This is a genomic window from Acidovorax sp. SUPP3334, assembly GCF_030159055.1.
Lineage (GTDB): Bacteria > Pseudomonadota > Gammaproteobacteria > Burkholderiales > Burkholderiaceae_C > Paracidovorax.
Genome location: NZ_BQXQ01000029.1, coordinates 29365 through 44980 on the forward strand (window position 1 = coordinate 29365; position 15616 = coordinate 44980).

General features: G+C 70.0%; 18 protein-coding genes and 3 pseudogenes. 11 read left to right on the plus strand and 10 right to left on the minus strand.

Annotated features, from left to right (window positions below; genetic code table 11):
- The first annotated feature begins 100 nt into the window (after nucleotides 1-100).
- The 3 genes and pseudogenes from AVHM3334_RS16280 to AVHM3334_RS16290 form a co-directional block, all read left to right on the plus strand.
- Nucleotides 101-679 carry a TetR/AcrR family transcriptional regulator gene (locus AVHM3334_RS16280; protein ID WP_284413970.1) on the plus strand — a complete coding sequence of 193 codons (579 nt, stop codon included), beginning with the start codon at nucleotides 101-103 and terminating at the stop codon, nucleotides 677-679.
- 23 nt (nucleotides 680-702) lie between these two features.
- Nucleotides 703-1707, plus strand: a complete 1005-nt coding sequence (locus AVHM3334_RS16285; protein WP_284413972.1) for an aldo/keto reductase — start codon at nucleotides 703-705, stop codon at nucleotides 1705-1707.
- Nucleotides 1708-2016: 309 nt separating this feature from the next.
- Nucleotides 2017-2386, plus strand: a pseudogene (locus tag AVHM3334_RS16290) (transposase); the annotation flags it as partial.
- A 12-nt stretch (nucleotides 2387-2398) separates the two neighbouring features.
- On the opposite strand, the gene AVHM3334_RS16295 reads toward AVHM3334_RS16290, so the two are convergent.
- Together AVHM3334_RS16295 and AVHM3334_RS16300 are read right to left on the minus strand one after the other, a co-directional pair.
- Nucleotides 2399-2524 (minus strand): hypothetical protein, encoded by a 126-nt coding sequence (locus AVHM3334_RS16295; RefSeq protein WP_284413974.1) that lies wholly within the window; start codon nucleotides 2522-2524, stop codon nucleotides 2399-2401.
- Nucleotides 2525-2582: 58 nt separating this feature from the next.
- Nucleotides 2583-2783: a hypothetical protein gene (locus tag AVHM3334_RS16300; protein ID WP_284414046.1), complete on the minus strand. Its 201-nt coding sequence runs from the start codon at nucleotides 2781-2783 to the stop codon at nucleotides 2583-2585.
- Between AVHM3334_RS16300 and AVHM3334_RS16305 the strand changes: the two are divergent.
- The 5 genes and pseudogenes from AVHM3334_RS16305 to AVHM3334_RS16325 all read left to right on the plus strand — a co-directional run.
- Nucleotides 2716-2952 (plus strand): annotated as a pseudogene (locus AVHM3334_RS16305) (ABC transporter permease); the annotation flags it as partial. The gene AVHM3334_RS16300 and the pseudogene AVHM3334_RS16305 sit on opposite strands and share 68 nt — an antisense overlap.
- Before the next feature lie 123 nt (nucleotides 2953-3075).
- Nucleotides 3076-3375 (plus strand): (2Fe-2S)-binding protein, encoded by a 300-nt coding sequence (locus tag AVHM3334_RS16310; protein WP_284413976.1) that lies wholly within the window; start codon nucleotides 3076-3078, stop codon nucleotides 3373-3375.
- The gene (locus tag AVHM3334_RS16315; protein ID WP_284413978.1) at nucleotides 3372-4805 is read left to right on the plus strand and encodes an FAD/NAD(P)-dependent oxidoreductase; all 1434 of its coding nucleotides are present in this window, start codon (nucleotides 3372-3374) and stop codon (nucleotides 4803-4805) included. Before AVHM3334_RS16310 ends, AVHM3334_RS16315 begins: the two co-directional genes overlap by 4 nt.
- Nucleotides 4802-5860: pseudogene (locus tag AVHM3334_RS16320) on the plus strand (NAD(P)/FAD-dependent oxidoreductase); the annotation flags it as partial. The gene AVHM3334_RS16315 and the pseudogene AVHM3334_RS16320, both read left to right, overlap by 4 nt.
- Nucleotides 5846-6853: an ABC transporter substrate-binding protein gene (locus tag AVHM3334_RS16325; RefSeq protein ID WP_284414042.1), complete on the plus strand. Its 1008-nt coding sequence runs from the start codon at nucleotides 5846-5848 to the stop codon at nucleotides 6851-6853. The pseudogene AVHM3334_RS16320 and the gene AVHM3334_RS16325, both read left to right, overlap by 15 nt.
- A 54-nt stretch (nucleotides 6854-6907) precedes the next feature.
- On the opposite strand, the gene AVHM3334_RS16330 is transcribed toward AVHM3334_RS16325, so the two are convergent.
- Nucleotides 6908-7180 (minus strand): oxidoreductase-like domain-containing protein, encoded by a 273-nt coding sequence (locus tag AVHM3334_RS16330; RefSeq protein WP_284413980.1) that lies wholly within the window; start codon nucleotides 7178-7180, stop codon nucleotides 6908-6910.
- 18 nt (nucleotides 7181-7198) lie between these two features.
- A complete protein-coding gene (locus AVHM3334_RS16335; protein WP_284413982.1) occupies nucleotides 7199-7444 on the minus strand; it encodes a hypothetical protein in 246 nt (81 codons plus the stop codon).
- A gap of 79 nt (nucleotides 7445-7523) precedes the next feature.
- Here AVHM3334_RS16335 and ylqF point away from each other — a divergent pair, with 79 nt between their 5' ends.
- On the plus strand, nucleotides 7524-8537 hold the full coding sequence (gene ylqF / locus AVHM3334_RS16340) for a ribosome biogenesis GTPase YlqF (RefSeq protein ID WP_284413984.1): 1014 nt from the start codon (nucleotides 7524-7526) through the stop codon (nucleotides 8535-8537).
- A 285-nt stretch (nucleotides 8538-8822) separates the two neighbouring features.
- On the opposite strand, the gene AVHM3334_RS16345 is transcribed toward ylqF, so the two are convergent.
- Complete coding sequence (locus AVHM3334_RS16345) at nucleotides 8823-10505, minus strand: hypothetical protein (protein ID WP_284413986.1); 1683 nt, start codon at nucleotides 10503-10505, stop codon at nucleotides 8823-8825.
- Between the two features lie 224 nt (nucleotides 10506-10729).
- Between AVHM3334_RS16345 and AVHM3334_RS16350 the strand changes: the two genes are divergently transcribed.
- The gene (locus AVHM3334_RS16350) at nucleotides 10730-11662 is read left to right on the plus strand and encodes a M14 family metallopeptidase (RefSeq protein WP_284413988.1); all 933 of its coding nucleotides are present in this window, start codon (nucleotides 10730-10732) and stop codon (nucleotides 11660-11662) included.
- A gap of 127 nt (nucleotides 11663-11789) precedes the next feature.
- Here the strand turns inward: AVHM3334_RS16350 and AVHM3334_RS16355 are convergent, their stop codons facing one another.
- The 3 genes from AVHM3334_RS16355 to AVHM3334_RS16365 form a co-directional block, all read right to left on the minus strand.
- On the minus strand, nucleotides 11790-12044 hold the full coding sequence (locus AVHM3334_RS16355; RefSeq protein WP_284413990.1) for a hypothetical protein: 255 nt from the start codon (nucleotides 12042-12044) through the stop codon (nucleotides 11790-11792).
- Between the two features lie 266 nt (nucleotides 12045-12310).
- Complete coding sequence (locus tag AVHM3334_RS16360) at nucleotides 12311-13540, minus strand: MFS transporter (RefSeq protein ID WP_284413992.1); 1230 nt, start codon at nucleotides 13538-13540, stop codon at nucleotides 12311-12313.
- Nucleotides 13541-13660: 120 nt separating this feature from the next.
- Nucleotides 13661-14176: a RidA family protein gene (locus AVHM3334_RS16365; RefSeq protein WP_502869925.1), complete on the minus strand. Its 516-nt coding sequence runs from the start codon at nucleotides 14174-14176 to the stop codon at nucleotides 13661-13663.
- An 88-nt stretch (nucleotides 14177-14264) separates the two neighbouring features.
- Between AVHM3334_RS16365 and soxR the strand changes: the two genes are divergently transcribed.
- Nucleotides 14265-14822, plus strand: a complete 558-nt coding sequence (soxR, locus tag AVHM3334_RS16370; RefSeq protein WP_284413994.1) for a redox-sensitive transcriptional activator SoxR — start codon at nucleotides 14265-14267, stop codon at nucleotides 14820-14822.
- 47 nt (nucleotides 14823-14869) lie between these two features.
- Here soxR and AVHM3334_RS16375 read toward each other — a convergent pair whose 3' ends face one another.
- Together AVHM3334_RS16375 and AVHM3334_RS16380 are read right to left on the minus strand one after the other, a co-directional pair.
- On the minus strand, nucleotides 14870-15013 hold the full coding sequence (locus tag AVHM3334_RS16375) for a hypothetical protein (protein ID WP_284413996.1): 144 nt from the start codon (nucleotides 15011-15013) through the stop codon (nucleotides 14870-14872).
- A 62-nt stretch (nucleotides 15014-15075) separates the two neighbouring features.
- Nucleotides 15076-15576, minus strand: coding sequence for an MgtC/SapB family protein (locus tag AVHM3334_RS16380; protein ID WP_284413998.1), 501 nt, complete (start codon nucleotides 15574-15576; stop codon nucleotides 15076-15078).
- Nucleotides 15577-15616: the final 40 nt, after the last annotated feature.

The window sequence follows — 15616 nt, forward strand, 5'->3', positions numbered from 1 at the left end:
TGGGATCAATGATGTCATTCGCAATCAAAAAGGTCAAGCATTTTGATTGCGAATGACATCAATGTATAGTCGAGGCCTGTTTTTCAAGGCGAGAGACGAGATGAAGATCACCAAGGCCCAGTCGCAGGAGAACCGGGCGCGCATCGTCAAGACGGCGTCTGCGCTGTTTCGCGAGCGGGGCTACGACGGCGTGAGCGTGGCCGACCTGATGGCCGCCGCTGGCCTCACCCATGGCGGCTTCTACAAGCACTTCGGCTCAAAGGCCGAGCTGATGGCCGAAGCGGCGGAGCAGGGTCTGGCCAGCAAGATGAGCGAGTACCAAGGCTGTGAAATGGCCGACTTGGTGAAGAGCTACCTGTCGAAGGAGCACCGTGACGGCCGTTCAGACGGCTGCACCATGGCCGCCCTGTGCGGCGATGCGGCGCGCCAGCATGCGGCCGTGCAGGCCACCTTCGCGGCCGGCATCGCCCGCATGCTCGACGCGGTGGAGGGCGCCGGTGTGGCCGCGGGTGCTGATCGCGAAGCCGCACGTGCCTGGGCGATCGGCTTGTTCTCGCAGATGGTCGGCGCGCTGGTGTTGTCGCGGGCCTGCCCGGGCGACTCACCCCTGGCGGACGAAATCTTGCAGGTTTGTCGCGATCTGGTGCTGGGCTTGCTCGCACCGGTGAATGAGGTTTGAAGTTCAACTCAAAGAGGACACCCATGAAATACACCACGTTTGGCAGTACCGGCATGCAGGTCTCGCAGGTCGCCCTGGGCACCGGCAACTTCGGCACGGGCTGGGGTCACGGGGCTGACCCCGACGTCGCCGAGGCTGTGTTCAACGCCTATACCGAGGCCGGCGGCAACTTCATCGACTCGGCGGATGCCTACCAGTTCGGCCAGTCCGAGGATCTGCTCGGCAATCTGCTGCAGGGGCGGCGCGACGACTTCGTGCTGGCGACCAAGTTCACGCGGGGCGCCACGCCCAACGCGAACCGCCTGGTCACCGGCAACAGCCGCCGGGCGATGGCCGCTTCGGTGGAAGCCAGCCTCAAGCGTCTGGGCACGGACCGCATCGATCTCTACTGGGCGCACTGGCCTGACACCGTGACCCCCATCGAGGAGATCGTGCGCGGCTTCGAAGACCTGGCCCGTGCCGGCAAGATACTCTACGCCGGCCTGTCGAACTTTCCGGCATGGCGCCTGGCCCGCGCGGTCACGCTGGCGGAGCTGACGCATGCGGTGCCCATCGCCGCCGCGCAGTTCGAGCACAGCCTGGTGCATCGTGAGCCCGAAGCCGACCTGTTCCCGGCGGCGCAGGCCCTGGGGCTGGGCGTCACGACCTGGTCGCCCCTGGGCGGCGGCATGCTCACGGGCAAGTACCGCCAGGGCGAAAGGGGCCGTGCCGAAGGTTTCGGCGGCAAGGTCTTCCAGGCCGAGAACTCCGCACAGCGAACCCAGGTTCTCGACACCGTGCTGGCGGTCGCCGGCGAACTGGGCGTGAACGCGGGCCAGGTCGCCCTGGCCTGGGCGGGCACGCATGGCGCCGTCCCCATCCTGGGGCCGCGCACGCTGGCTCAGTTGAGCGACAACCTGGGGTCGCTGGCGGTCGAACTGTCGGCCGAGCAGATTATCCGACTCGACGCCGTGAGCAATCTGGCGTCTGCAGCTGCGGAGCGAACGCCGCAGCGCTGGGGCGAGCAGCCCGTTCGAGTGGTGGCCTGAGCCGGCTCGGCGCCCGAATTCTTGTCATTCGGCATTTCGGAGGCCGGGCGGCATGCAGCCATGACGCGCCGGCCTAAAATGCGCGCCTCTGTCGTCTACGTGGTTGTGCTGCGAAAACAAAATGAATTCAGCTACTGACGAGGCCGTCGCAGCGCCGCAAGCAACCCGTGTCCCGAAAGTCGGATTCGTATCACTCGGGTGTCCTAAGAACGTGTTCACGATCTTTGTCTGATCACTGACAATGACGCGGTGCGAACCAAGAAATATCCCAGCGATACGAGCCGCGAGCAATTCGAGATCATCAAGCCGATGCTGGAGAGTGCGCGCAAGAAAACCAAACCACGCACCGTTGACTTGTACGAGGTGTGGTGCGCGGTGCTGTATCTGCTGCGCACAGGGTGCCAATGCAGGGCACTGCCCAGCGATCTTCCCAAGTGGCGCACCGTGCATTCGTACTTCGCCAAGTGGAGCCTGCCCGATGATCAGGGCGTTAGCCTGCTTGAGCAGGCTTTAAAAAAATCAGGTTGGCGCGGCCCGTGGGAGACTGGGGCGAAACGCCTCAAGCGCGTTCTTGATCATCGACGCGCAGAGTGTGAAGAACACTGACACGGCGGCCTTGAAGGGCTATGACGCAGGCAAGAAGGTCTCGGGCATCAAGCGCCACATCGCGGTGGATACATGAGCGACCTGCCTACCGCAGGGTCTGCTGCGCGTACGCGTGCATGGCATCGCCCAGAAACTCCACCATGCGGGGGTGATGCCCCTTGTAGAACGCCTTCATGCCCGCTTTGCCGGCATAAAACAGTGCGGCGCCCACAGACGCCTCGCGAGAAGGCCCGTAAAAGCGCGAGGCTCGCTCGGCCCGCCGGCGCCGTTCAATAGGGCGAGCCAGCCCCGGCCGCCCGGTCTGCGCTGGGTCTGAACTGTTGCTCGGGCGGCGAACTGGCCAGGCTTTGCGCCGGCCGCCTCAGCGTCGCGTTGAAGGGGTTGATTTTCGGGCCGATGGCGGTGGCTTCGCGCTGGCTGCTGGCGTTCATCAACAGCTTCGACGAGGTGACCATGTCGATCTTCGTCACCTCGCCCAGCACGGTCACGCTGCCGGTGCGCATGTACATGTACGCCACCGAGTCCATCGACCCGCTGATGGCCGCCGTGTCGGCGCTGATGGTCGCCCTGACGGCGTGCGCCATGGTGCTGCTGGACCGCGTGTACGGGCTGGACCGCGTGCTGGTGGGCAAGAAGTGATGCATCCCTTGAGCCGCTTTGCCGCTGCCCCTCTTCACCCCTTTCTCGCCGCGCGGGAGGGGGACGCCACCGGTGGCCTGGCGAAGCCGGTTCCACGGTGGCGCCCAACGCAGGAGCACCGACATGATTGAATCCACCGTGCTGCTGCACCGCGTGGCCGAGGCGCACCGCGCGCCCGTGCCCTTCACGCTGGACGGCGAGTCCGCCACCGCCTTGCAGGGCGACACGGTGCTGACCGCCATCCTGACCCACCGCGCCCGGCTGCGCCGCAACGAGTTCAGCCACGAGCCGCGCGCGGGCTTTTGCCTCATGGGCGCCTGCCAGGACTGCTGGGTGCAGGCGGCCAGCGGCGAGCGCCTGCGCGCCTGCTCCACGTTCGTGGTGGCGGGCATGGCCTTTGTCACCGGCGAGGGCGCGGCATGAGCGCGGGCGCCAGCAACCCGTTGCCACCCGTGGTCGTGGGCGCCGGCCCCGCCGGCATCCGCGCCGCGCAGACCCTGGCCGCGCACGGCCTGCGGCCCGTGCTGATCGACGAGGCCGCGCGCGGCGGCGGGCAGATCTACCGCCGACCGCCCGCGCATTTCGAGCGCAGTGCGCAGACGCTGTACGGCACCGAAGCAGCCCGCGCTACGGCGCTGCACGGCACGCTCGATGCGTTGCAAGGCCGTATCGATTACCAGCCCGACAGCCTGGTGTGGAACGCGCAGGGCGGCCTGCTGGATGTTCTGCACGGCCCCACGCAGACCACGCGCACGGTGGCGCATGGCCCGCTCATCGTGGCCAGCGGCGCCACCGACCGGGTGCTTCCGCTGCCGGGCTGGACCTTGCCGGGCGTGTACACGCTGGGCGGCGCGCAGGTGGCGCTCAAGTTCCAGGGCTGCACCATCGGGCGCAATGTGGTGCTGATGGGCACCGGGCCGCTGCTGTACCTGGTGGCTTACCAGTATGCGAAGGCCGGTGCCGGCGCGGGCGTGAAGGTGGCCGCCGTGCTGGACACCGCCCGTTTCGCCGACCAGTGGGCCGCGGTGCCCGGCATGCTGGCGCAGCCGGCCGTGCTGGCGAAGGGCCTGTATTGCGTGGGCTGGCTGCGCGCCCATGGCGTGCCGATGCACACCGGCATCCGCCCCGTGCGCGTGCTGGGCAACGGCCGGGTGGCGGGCGTGGCCTGGAACGATGGCCGGCAAGAGCGGGTGCTGCCGTGCGATGCCGTGGGCCTGGGCTACGCCCTGCGGTCCGAGACGCAGCTGGCCGACCTGCTGGGCTGCCGCTTCGCCTGGGCGCCCCTGCAGCGCGCCCACCTGCCCGAGCGCGACGGCGCGGGCCGCTCCAGCGTGCCCGGTGTGTACCTGGCGGGCGACGGCGCCGGCATCATGGGGGCGGACGCGGCCGAATGGGCCGGCGAGCGCGCCGCGCTGGCGCTGCTGGCCGACCAGGGCGTGGGGGTGGACGCGGCCCGCGCTGCCGCCCTGGAGCGCCGGCTGGCGGGCCTGGTGCGGTTCCGGCGGGGGCTGGAGCGGGCGTTTCCGTTCCCGGACGGCTGGGCGGCCCAGGCGCCCGATGCGCTGGTGGTGTGCCGCTGCGAGAACGTCACGGCGGGCGAACTGCGGGCCTGCGCCCGCGATGCGGGGGCCGACGAGATGAACCGCCTGAAGGCGCTGACCCGCGTGGGCATGGGCCGCTGCCAGGGCCGCATGTGCGGGGTGGCCGCCGCCGAAATCCTCGCGCAGGCCAGGGGCCTGCCGGTGGAGCAGGTGGGCCGCCTGCGCGGCCAGGCGCCGATCAAGCCCGTACCGATTCACTGGCAAGCGCGCGCTGCCGAGCCGCAGGGCGCCGCCATGGAGCCAGGCGCATGACCGCCCCCCGCACCATCGACACCGACGTGGCCATCGTGGGCGGCGGCATCGTGGGCGCGTCGGCCGCGCTCGCGCTGTGCCGCAAGGGCGTGGCCGTGGTGCTGCTGGAGCGCGACCTGTGCGGCTCGCGCTCCAGCGGCGTGAACTACGGCGGCGTGCGCCGCCAGGGCCGGCCCTTGAGCCAGTTGCCGCTGGCCCAGCGCGCCCACGAGATCTGGGCGTGCCTGCCCGAGCTGGTCGGCACCGACGGCGAATACCTGCGCAGCGGGCATTTCAAGATCGGGCGCAGCGAGGCGGACATGGCGGCGCTGGAGCGTTACGCCGACCTGAGCCGCGACTTCGGCCTGGGCATCGAGCTGGTCTCGGGCGCCACGCTGCGCGAGCGCTGCCCCTGGCTGGGCGGGCGCGCCGTGGGCGGGTCGCTGTGCCCGGACGACGGCCAGGCCAACCCGCGCCTGGTGTCACCCGCCTTCGCGCTGGCCGCCCGGCGCGCGGGCGCGCAGATCTTCGAGCGCACGCCGCTGACCGAAGTGGCGCACGACGGCCAGGGGTTCACGCTGCGCTCGGGCACCGCGCTGCAGGTGCGTGCGCCGGTGCTGCTCAACTGCGCGGGGGCCTGGGCCGGCCCGCTGGCCGCGCAGTTCGGCGAAGCCGTGCCGCTGCATTCCGGCCACCCGGCCATGGCGGTGACCGAGCCGCTGCCGTTCTTCATGCACTGGAGCCTGGGCGTGGAGGGCGGCGGCATTTACTGCCGCCAGGTGGCGCGCGGCAATCTGGTGCTGGGCGGCGGATCGGGGCTGGCGCTGGATGCCGACCGCGCCCGCTCCGAGCGCAGCGCCCTGGCCGCGCTGTCGGCGCAGGCGGTGGAGCTGCTGCCGGCGCTGAAGCACGCGCACTTCATTCGCACCTGGAGCGGCACCGAGGGCTACCTGCCCGACCGCCAGCCGGTGCTGTCTTCGAGCCGCACCACGCCCGGCCTGGTGCACGGTTTCGGCTTCGCCGGCGCGGGCTTTCAGATCGGCCCTGCCGCGGGCGAGGCGCTGGCCGCCCTGGCGACGGTCGCCACCGGCGCCGCCGCGCAGACCAAGACGCTGTACATCGGCATGAACGGCGGCACCATGGAGAAGACGTACACGCAGTACGTGTTCCCGGCCTTCGAGAAGCTGCACGGCGTGAAGGTGGTGGTGCCGGGCACGTCGTCCGACATCCTGGCCAAGGCGCAGGCCAACAAGGACAGTCCGCAGATGCACGTGATGTTCCTGGACGACGGCATCATGGTGCGCGCCATGGGCATGGGCCTGTGCGAGAAGCAAAAGCCCAACCCGCACCTGGCCGACCTGTACCCCGCCGCCCGCTTCAAGGACGACCTGGCCACCGGCGTGAGCGTGGGCATGACCGGCATCGCCTACAACGCCAAGATGTTCGCCGACAAGGGCTGGGCGGCGCCCACGTCGTGGATGGATTTCGCCGACCCCAAATACAAGGGCAAGGTGGTGTTCCAGTCGATGCCGTCGTCGTTCGGGCTGCACGGGTTTTTGATGTTCAACCGCATCCAGGGCGGCAACGACAAGAACGTGGAGCCGGGCTTCAACAACTGGGCCAAGACCATCGGGCCGAACGTGCTGGAGTACATCCCCAGTTCGGCCAAGATTTCCGAGATGGTGCAGACGGGCGAGGCCGCGATCTTCCCGCTCACCCCCACGGCGGTGGAGGCGCTCAAGACCAAGGGCATTCCGGTGGAATACGCACAGCCTAAAGAAGGCTCGGTGGTGCTGCTGACGGCGCAGTGCGTGATCGCCAGGAACAGCGAGCCCGAGCTGGCGCAAAAGCTCGCCGAGTTTCTGCTGAGCCCGCTGGCGCAGGCCAACGTGCTGCAGTTCGGCGCGCAGATCCCCACCAACCCCAAGGCCCCCGCCGTGGGCGAAGGCGCCGAGCAGGTGGCCAAGATCAATCAGTGGATGAAGAACGCGGTGACGCTGGACTGGGACAGCGTGAATGCCAGCCGACCCGCCTGGAACGCGCGCTGGAACAAGACGATCGAGCGCTGAAGCGGAAAGAGCGCGGGGCGCTGGCGCCGAAGCGCGAGCCGGCCGGGCGCGCCGTCAGCCCGGTTGCACCACGGCGGCGGGGGCCGCGGCGGGCGGGCCCTCCAACGCATCCTCCAACGCATCGAGCATCTCCAGCGCATCCTGCCGCCACCATTCGGCGGCGGCATAGAAGCCTTCCCACACGCAGCCGTTGCAGCCTCGGCCGCAGCAGGTGGTGGGCTCCGCCGGCGGCTGCCGCAGCGCGACCGCATGGGCCTTTGCGCGGGCCTGCAGCGCGGCGAACAGGGCGCGTGCGCCGGGCAGGTCGGTGGCGATTTCGTCGGTCATCGCATCGGGCCCGGGCCGTCAGTAGCGGCGGCGGCCCCCGTAGCGGCGCATGGCGTAGCGCACGAGGAAGGCAAGGCCCAGCACGAGGGCGAACCAGCCCACCAGGTAGGCCTGCCGCATCATGTCCGCCACGCTGGACGACCGCGCCACGTAAGGGGCCAGCAGCACGATGAGGCCGATGAGCGCGCAGGTCACGCCCTTGAAAAGCAGCTCTTTGTCGTGCTTGCTGTCGGGACGGTGAACGGGGGGTGGGGGAAGGGGCATGAAGGCCAGGGCCGGGAGTGAAAGCAGGGCCGATTATCCTTGTCGCCCTCGAACCCCCTCAAAAAGCGAAAGACTCTCCATGGCCATCCAGTGGTTTCCCGGTCACATGCACCTCACGCGCAAGGCGATCGGCGAGCGCATCAAGGACATCGACGTGGTGATCGAACTGCTGGACGCGCGCCTGCCCGGCTCCAGCAGCAACCCGTTGCTGGCCGAGCTGACCGGGCACAAGCCCGCCGTGAAAGTGCTCAACAAGCAGGACGTGGCCGACCCCGCGCGCACGCCGCTGTGGCTCGACTGGTACAACGCCCGGTCGGAAACGCGCGCTATCGCGCTCGATGCCTCCGAGCCCGCGCCGGCCCGGCGCCTCATCGACGCCTGCCACCAGCTGGCCCCGCAGCGCGGCGGCATGGCCAAGCCCATGCGCGTGCTGATCTGCGGCATTCCCAACGTGGGCAAGTCCACGCTCATCAACACGCTCAGCAAGAAGAGCCAGGCCAAGACGGGCGACGAAGCCGGCATCACCAAGCTGGAGCAGCGCATCACGCTGGCGGACGACTTCTACCTGTGGGACACGCCCGGCATGCTGTGGCCGCGCATCACCGTGCCGCAAAGCGGCTTCAAGCTGGCCGCCAGCGGCGCCATCGGCCGCAACGCCTACGACGAGGAAGAGGTGGCGCTGGAGCTGATCGGCTACCTCAAGCAGCACTACGTGCCGCTGATGGAGGCGCGCTACAAGCTGGGCCTGCCCGCGGGCGCCGTGGGCGACATGCAGGACGAAGAGATCCTGGAGGCCGTGGCCCGCAAGCGCGGGGCCATCATGGCTGGCGGGCGCGTCAACCTGCAAAAGGCGGCCGAACTGGTGATGACCGACTTTCGCACCGCCATCCTGGGCCGCATCACGCTGGAAACGCCTGCCGAGTTCGAGGTCTGGCAGGCCGAAGGCGCCCGCCAGGAAGCGCTGCGCGCCGCCAAGAAGGAGGCCAAAGGCCGCAAGCGCGGCAGCCGCGGACCGGAAGGGGGCGCCGCCGACGGTGGCGAGTCGCCGCCAGGCGAAGGCGGCGCGGACGCGGGCGACGGCTCGGGGGACTGACGCCTCGCGATGCCGGCGGGCCGGCGTGCGCTGGTGGGTGCTGGTGGGTGCTGGTGGGCGATGTTTTGCGCGGGCCGGGGCGTTGCAGGGCCCGGTTCGGTGATTTGATGTCAAATCGTGCTCCCGCCCTAGATAATCATGCGGTGACAGCTATGAAAGTAATAGCAATTGGCCGCTCTGGCCGCTCTGGCCGCTCTGGCCGTTTTGGCTGGCGGGCGGCTGGACACGCGGCGTTAACGGGCGCTAACAGGAGCTCACAGACGCTACCGGGCGCTGCAGCGTGCTTCAGCCGCGATCCGGCGCAGCGTGCTCCTGCCCCGTGTCCTCGGCCGGCGCCTGCATGCCATGGGTCGCATGCAGGCGGTCTTCCAGCGCCAGAAACCAGCGCAGCAGCCGCGCGGCGTGGTCCACGGCGTGGTGCGGCAGCAGGCGGCGCGGCTCCGACTGGCGCTGGGCGCAGGCGATGCGCACGGCCGGCGGCGTGCCCGGGGCCGAGGCTTCGATGTCGATCTGGTAGGCCGCATGGGCATCGTCGGGCGGGTCGCCGGGGGCTTCCTCTGCGTTGCGCCAACTGAGCTTGAGGGCCAGGCCCCAGGGCTCGCCCTGGTGCATGCAGGGCTGGCGCACGCCCACCCACACATCGCCCTCCCACCAGCCGTTGCGCTCGTCGTCCCACCAGTCGTTGTACCGCTCGGTGAACACGGGCAGCTGCGACAGCGCCTCGATGCGCTCGGCCGACAGCGCGGCCACCAGCCGCCGCCACACCGGCTCGCCCGCCCGCGCATGGGCGACGGCCTTGCGGGCGTAGTCGAGCACGCCTTGCCAAGCCTGTTCACAGGCCTGCGCAGCGGCGGGGTCGGCGCCGTCTTCAAGCAATGGCTCCCACGGTCCCGGCACGCCTGCGGCATACCGCCGGTGCATGACGGTCAACCCGTCGCTGCGGGGCTCGGGCGTCGGCCGCCAGCGGGCCGCCAGCCGGCGCCACCAGCCTTGCCGCGCGGTGCCGTCGTCGATGGACAGGTGAAAGTCCCAGGTCTTCCAGACCGTCATGAACAGGCCGTCGGTGTAGGTGTCGCCGTCCTCGTCCACATGTTGGCGGCACAGCATGAAGTCGGTGGCGCCGAACCAGCCCACGGCCTTCTTGTGCGCCGCATCGAGCAGCCGCGACCGCAGCAACTGCCGCAGGTGGGCCGCGTGCATCGCGCCGCCGGGGCACAGGGCCGTGTCGTGCGCCAGATCGGCGGCCAGTTGCTCGGGGCTGCGCAGCACGGCTTGCCCAGCGTGCAGCGCGGCCAGCAGGGCGGGGCGGTCGGGCAGCATGTCCAGGCGGCCCGGCTCGCCCACTGCCAGGCGGTGGATCAGCGAGGGTTCGAAAACGGCGGCCAGCGGTTCTGCGGAAAAAGCGGCCCGGTCGTGATCGCCGTGCGCCGCACCGAAGCGGTAGGGCACCGACACGTCGCCGCCGGCCTGCAGGCCATGGCGGCCGGTGAACAGCGCCACCTGCGCGCTGAGCGGGCCGCCGATGCGCAGCGCGAAAGGCGCCGGACCGCCGGGCGCGTCGTTCGCTGCGCCCTCGCCGCCGCACCACAGCAGGCCATCGACCTGCAGGGCGCCGGTGATCGTGGCGGCCGTGCTGCCCAGCACCGCATGGCCCCAGTGCGCATCGCCGCACACCAGCAATGGCATGGCCGGGCCGACCGGCGCCGTGACCGCACCGGCCACGCGAAGGGTGCCTTGCACGATCAGCAGGGCGGGCGCAACGGGCAGGCTCTGCGCCGCCGTGCCCAGCGCTTGCGTTGCGAGCGGAGCGCCCAGGTCCAGGGCCGGCAGCGAAACGTCGCCCTGCACGCACACGGCGCCCGTGGCCGCGACGGCCTGTGCCAGCGCCTCGGGGAACTCGCCCAAGCCTTCGGGCCAGAGGCGACGGGCTTCTTCCAGTGAAATCGGCTGGGCGGTGGGCGGGTTCATGGTCGAAGGTCGGGGCAGGGCGCCCAGGCCCCGTGGCGTGGGTGGGCGTGGGTGGGCGTGATTTTCGGGGTCGGCACCCCTGCGGGCGATCCTACAAGAGGGCGCCCGGGCGAAGGCCATTGCAGGCGATGCAACTTTGCGCCGAAGCCGCTACGATGGCCGGCTTCCCCATCTTCCCACCGGACGGGCGGCCCCAAGCCGGACACGCCCTCCGCCGCACTGCGATGAGCCTCTCTCCTCCCTTGTTCGAAGTCCTGCCGCGCGATCTGTCCGCTTACCGCGAGGGCAACACCGGCATTCCCTACGTGCACCGTTTCGCCTCGGGCCAGCCCGGCCCGCATGTGCTGATCAACGCGCTCACGCACGGCAACGAGATCTGCGGCATGGTGGCCGCCACGCACCTGCTGGACAGCGGCGTGCGGCCTTTGAAAGGCACGCTCACCATCAGCTTCGCCAACGTGCAGGCGTACGAGTCGTTCGACCGGGGCCGGCCTTTCGACAGCCGCCAGATCGACCACAACCTCAACCGCGTTTGGTCGGCCGCCGAGCTGGAAGGCAGCCTGGATAGCATCGAGATGCGCCGCGCGCGAGAACTGCGCCCGGTGGTGGCCGCGGCCGATCACGTGCTGGACATTCATTCCACGAGCCAAGACGTCGAGCCGTTTTGGGTGTACCCCGCGTATGCCCGCAATGCCGAGGTGGCGTGCGCCATCGGCCGGCCCGCCGTGCACCTGCTGATGCCGAGCGGGCTGGGTTCCGGAACCCCGCTGATCCAGCACGGGCGCCTGGGCGAGGCGGCGGGCGCGGGCACGGGCCTGGTGGTGGAATGCGGGCAGCACTTTCTGCGCTCGGCGGGCGAGGTGGCCACCACGGCGGCACTCGATTTTCTGGGCTACTTCGGGCTGATCGAACGTGACCGCCCCGCGCCCGGGCCGCAGCGCCGCTACGAGCTGCTGCAGACCTGCATGGTGAAGACGCCGGAGTTCCGCTTCACGCGGCCATTGGTCGGTTTCGAGGTGTTTGCCGATGGTGAGCTGATCGCCACCGACGGGGAGGATGAGATCCGCGCCCTGTGCGACGGCTGCACGGTGATGATGCCGACCCGTGCGCCCATCGTGGGCCGCGAGGCGGTGTACCTCACCCGCCCGGTGCCCTGAGCCTTCGGGGAACTGATCGAGCGGTTGTGCGTGGTGCGTTGTGCCGGAGGGCCTTGCACCGCATCGCGGGGTGCGGCGCGGCGCCTGCCGGGCGGCGCGATGCAGGCCGCCGGCAGGCCTTTGCGAATCAGGCGCTGGCGGGGGCGACGTGGCCTTCTTCGGCGTGGCCTTCCTGCGGCAGGATCTTGCCGGCATTCACATACAGCTCGTACTGATCGCGGGGCATGGCGGCGAGGCCTGCCGCGTCGTTGTCCGCCGTCCAGCTCAAGGTCACGCTGTCGGGGGCGTGGACCAGCTCGACCGGGCCCTCGGGAATGGCGATCGGCATGCCGTCGCCTTCGCGGTAAGTGACTTCTCCGCGAATGGTGGCGTGTTGCTTCATGGGATGGTCCTCCTCGGGTGGTTGCTATAGGCCGCGCCGGTAGCCGGGCGGCTGAAGCCATTACATGGCAGCCCGGGCAGCGGGCGTGTCGGACCCGTTCCCGAATTGTTGCGCTGCAAGAATTGCCCCTGCTTCGCTCCTGCCGTGCTCCTGCAGCGTCCTTGCCGCGCCCTTGCAGCACTCTTCTGACGACTCACCTTCCGCCGGTCAAGGCCCGTCACACGCCCGATGAAGCCGATGCGCGCGCCCCCAAGCCGCATCGCCCATCAGCGCACAGGGGCCGGCGCGCGCCGCGCCAGCCGCGCGTCGTACACCATCGCCAGGGCGTTGAGCACCGCCACGCCCAGCCCGGCAAGGCAGGCCGCGCCCCAGCCGCCGCGCTGCCACGCGGCCGACCCCACCGCCGAGCCGAGCGCGGCGCCGGTGAAGTACGTGGTCATGTACACCGCGTTCAGGCGCGAGCGCGCGTCGGGCGCCAGCTGGTAGATCACGTTCTGGTTGCTGATGTGCACGCCCTGCAGCGCCAGGTCGATCACCAGCATGCCGACCAGGAACCACACGATGGACGTGCCACCCAGCCACAGGGCCGCCCAGCTGGCCAGCACCAGCAATACCGACACCCGGGTGGTGAGCTGCTCGCGCCCCTGGTCGGCCAGGCGGCCGGCCACATTGGCCATCAGCGCGCCGGCCACGCCGGCCAGCCCGACGAGGCCGATGTGCGCATCGCTCATGCGGTGGGCGGGGCCGGCCAGCATCAGTGCCATGGTGGAAAACAGCACGCTCACCGAGGCGAACGACAGCCCGCCCAGCAGCGCGCGGCTGCGCAGCCGCGGATGGCGCATCGCCAGCGTGCCGAGCGAACGCAGCACCTGTCCGTAGCTGGGAGGGTTGGGGCTGCGCAGCGCGGGCAGCGCGAACCACAGCGCCACCGCCACCAGCAGCATGGCCACGCCGCCCACGCGGTACACGAGGTTCCACCCGCCCAGGCCCGACAGCACGCCGGCCACGCTGCGCGCCGCCAGAATGCCGGTGAGCAGGCCGCTCATCACCAGCCCCACCGCCTGCCCGCTGCGCCCCGGCGCGGCCAGCGCCGCTGCCATGGGCACCAGCACCTGCGCCGCCACCGAGAACAGCCCCGTCATCAGCGTGCCCAGCGCCAGCAGCGCGAAGCTGTCGGCAAATCCGCTCATGAACAGGCCGATGGCCGCCAGCACCATGAGCGTGGCGATCAGCCGGCGCCGCTCCAGCTTGTCGCCCAGCGGCACGAGCAGCAGCAGCCCGAAGGCATAGGCCACCTGCGCGATGGTGACGGTGAGCGCCGCCGTGCCCTCGGACACGTCGAGGTGCACGGCGATGGAATGCAGCAGCGGCTGGTTGAAATAATTGGCCCCGGCGCACAGGCCGCAGGCCACGGCCATGAGCAGCAGTACGGGCGTGGACAGGCCCGCTCTGGCGGGAAGGCGGGACGATGAGGCGGGCAGGGCGTTGGGTGGCATGCGCAAAAAGAGGGTCGAGCTGAGCAATGGTGAAACGGCGGGCGGCGGGATCTTGGAACCTTCGTAGCTCGGTACCGGCCGCCCCGGCGGCGAAAGAGTGCGGACCGATCGGCGGACCGATCAGCGGGCCGGCACGTAGGCGAGCGCGTCTATTTCGAACAGCATGCCGTCCAGCGCCAGACGCGGCACGGGGATGAGGGTGCATGCAGGTGTCGGAGCGCCGGCCCATCCGGCCATGAGCGCCTGGCTGAAGGTGCGCAGGCGACCTTCGTCATGGTCCACGATCAGCACGGTGAGCTTGGCCACATCTTTCAATCCGGCCCCTGCTGCGCCGAGCGCGGTACGCAGATTGGCCAGCGCCAGGTCCACCTGGCCCGCGAAGCCTTCCGCCAGGCGGCCCTGGGCGTCCTCCCCGCCCTGGCCCGCCACATGCACCGTGCGCGCCGCGCCTTGCACCACCGCCAAGTGCGAATAGCCGTTGGGCTGCGGGTCGTACAGGCCCGGCGGGTTCAGCAGCGACAACGCCATGGCCGGGGCGCCACGGGTGCCCAGGGGGGCGATGTAAGCCGCTGCAGCGGGGCCGGGAGAGCGGCTGGAATGGGCGGTGGAAGCAGTGGCGGGGTTCGGGCTGGACATGGGGCAACAGGGCTTTGGAGTGAAGAGGCCTGCAGTATCAAACCTCAATTAGACTTGAGGTCAACCCTTTCCAACGCCTTCCGTTTCCATGCCCGCAGACGACCCCTCCGGCTCCGCCAAAACCAACCCTGAACTGACCGTGGGCGAGGTGGCCGCGCGCAGCGGCCTCGCCGTATCGGCGCTGCACTTCTATGAGGCCAAGGGGCTGATCGGCAGCGTGCGCAGCGCGGGCAACCAGCGGCGCTACCCGCGTTCGGTGCTGCGGCGCGTGGCGGTGATCAAGGTGGCGCAGCGCATGGGCGTGCCGCTGTCGGACATTGCCGAGGCGCTGCAGGCGCTGCCCCAGGGCCGTACGCCCACCGCGGCCGACTGGCGGCGCATGTCGGCGGCCTGGAAGAACGGGCTGGATGACCGCATCCGCATGCTGACGCAGTTGCGCGATCAGCTCGACGGGTGCATCGGCTGCGGCTGCCTGTCGCTCAAGGACTGCCCGCTGCGCAATGCCCAGGACCAACTGGCCCAGGCCGGGCCGGGGCCGCATTTCGAAGCAGCGGCCGCGCCGGTCGCTGCTGCCGAACCTGCCGTGCCTGCCATGCCCCAGTGGATCTGGCCGGCGCCCAAGAAAAAACGGCGGCCTGCGCTGTAAGCCAGCGCAGGCCGCCATCGGTGGGCAGGGCGGACGAGCCGGCCCGTTTACTTGTTCTTCAACTTGCCGCGGGGGGCCACGGCGGTGATGGGTGCCATGGGGCGGTCGGAACCGCCGCTTTCTTTCGGGGGCGAAGTGTCCTTCTTGGGTTTCTTCGCCATCTTGTTGCTGCGCTGTTCGCCTTTGGCCATAGGGTGCTCCGTATCAGGTCGCCGGATGGGACCGTGGCGCGATGGTACGCCACAAATCCTCGCTATTTCCGATCCGAATCGCCGTGCCGCATGGTCATGCGCTGTACCAGCGGAACGGCATTGAAGATGGCCAGCGCCAGCAGCGTGCTGAGCACCGCCGTCGCCTCCAGCCCCAGCCCGGCGGCCACCCCGATGGCCGCGGTGAGCCAGATGCCGGCGGCCGTGGTCAGCCCCTTGACCTGTCCCTCGCCGTCGCCCTTGAGGATCGTTCCCGCGCCGAGGAAGCCCACGCCCGCCACGATGCCCTGCAGCACGCGGCTGTTGTCCCCCGCGCTGATGCCGGCCTGCTGCGCCACCAGCACGAACATCGCCGCGCCCATCGACACCAGCATGTGCGTGCGCAAGCCGGCCGCCTTGCCCTTGTTCTCGCGCTCCCAGCCCAGCAGGCCGCCCAGCAGCCCGGCGATGCCCAGGCGCACCACGATGCGCGTGGCCTGGCCCAGGTCGGTCAGGTCGGAGAACTCCATGGCCACGGTGGTGGCGATCTGGTCCCACCAGCCCATCACGAGCGCGCCCCGCGCAGGGAGTTGAGAAGAAGCAATG

Excerpts from the sequence above, each read along its gene's own strand:
- AVHM3334_RS16280 (WP_284413970.1), top strand. The coding sequence starts at position 101 with ATGAAGATCACCAAGGCCCAGTCGCAGGAGAACCGGGCGCGCATCGTC.
- AVHM3334_RS16285 (WP_284413972.1), top strand. The coding sequence starts at position 703 with ATGAAATACACCACGTTTGGCAGTACCGGCATGCAGGTCTCGCAGGTC.
- AVHM3334_RS16310 (WP_284413976.1), top strand. The coding sequence starts at position 3,076 with ATGATTGAATCCACCGTGCTGCTGCACCGCGTGGCCGAGGCGCACCGC.
- AVHM3334_RS16315 (WP_284413978.1), top strand. The coding sequence starts at position 3,372 with ATGAGCGCGGGCGCCAGCAACCCGTTGCCACCCGTGGTCGTGGGCGCC.
- AVHM3334_RS16330 (WP_284413980.1), bottom strand. The coding sequence starts at position 7,180 with ATGACCGACGAAATCGCCACCGACCTGCCCGGCGCACGCGCCCTGTTC.
- AVHM3334_RS16335 (WP_284413982.1), bottom strand. The coding sequence starts at position 7,444 with ATGCCCCTTCCCCCACCCCCCGTTCACCGTCCCGACAGCAAGCACGAC.
- ylqF (WP_284413984.1), top strand. The coding sequence starts at position 7,524 with ATGGCCATCCAGTGGTTTCCCGGTCACATGCACCTCACGCGCAAGGCG.
- AVHM3334_RS16345 (WP_284413986.1), bottom strand. The coding sequence starts at position 10,505 with ATGAACCCGCCCACCGCCCAGCCGATTTCACTGGAAGAAGCCCGTCGC.
- AVHM3334_RS16350 (WP_284413988.1), top strand. The coding sequence starts at position 10,730 with ATGAGCCTCTCTCCTCCCTTGTTCGAAGTCCTGCCGCGCGATCTGTCC.
- AVHM3334_RS16355 (WP_284413990.1), bottom strand. The coding sequence starts at position 12,044 with ATGAAGCAACACGCCACCATTCGCGGAGAAGTCACTTACCGCGAAGGC.
- AVHM3334_RS16360 (WP_284413992.1), bottom strand. The coding sequence starts at position 13,540 with ATGCCACCCAACGCCCTGCCCGCCTCATCGTCCCGCCTTCCCGCCAGA.
- AVHM3334_RS16365 (WP_502869925.1), bottom strand. The coding sequence starts at position 14,176 with ATGTCCAGCCCGAACCCCGCCACTGCTTCCACCGCCCATTCCAGCCGC.
- soxR (WP_284413994.1), top strand. The coding sequence starts at position 14,265 with ATGCCCGCAGACGACCCCTCCGGCTCCGCCAAAACCAACCCTGAACTG.
- AVHM3334_RS16375 (WP_284413996.1), bottom strand. The coding sequence starts at position 15,013 with ATGGCCAAAGGCGAACAGCGCAGCAACAAGATGGCGAAGAAACCCAAG.
- AVHM3334_RS16380 (WP_284413998.1), bottom strand. The coding sequence starts at position 15,576 with ATGGGCTGGTGGGACCAGATCGCCACCACCGTGGCCATGGAGTTCTCC.